Consider the following 364-nt stretch of genomic DNA (forward strand, 5'->3'; position numbering starts at 1 on the left):
TGAAGTAAAAGAAAACAACCAAGAGAAAGTCCTCATTACTTATTTTACAGCTTCAGAAAGCATTGATAAATCAGCATTAAGAAGTTTTCTACTGGAGCGACTTCCGGATTATATGGTTCCGGGTTTTTATATCGAACTGGAGGAGTTGCCTCTTACCCCAAATGGAAAGATCGACCGCAAAGCCTTGCCAGGAGTAGACGGAGAAGATCTAATTCGAGGAGAATACGTGGCTCCGCGAAATGAGACCGAGCAAAAACTGGCTGCCATATGGCAGGAAGTGCTTGGAATTGAAAAAGTCGGAGTAACAGATAGTTTTTTTGAATTGGGAGGACACAGTTTGTCTGTAGCTCAGGTAATTAACCGT

Annotated in this window: 1 protein-coding gene; it reads left to right on the forward strand. The window is 42.3% G+C overall.

The annotated features are described in order from the left end of the window. Positions 1 to 364 (forward strand): phosphopantetheine-binding protein (locus tag DM397_RS00325; RefSeq protein WP_239457748.1); only part of this gene is annotated, 364 nt, incomplete at both ends.

Source organism: Flavobacterium nitrogenifigens, from assembly GCF_003254565.1.
GTDB lineage: Bacteria > Bacteroidota > Bacteroidia > Flavobacteriales > Flavobacteriaceae > Flavobacterium > Flavobacterium nitrogenifigens.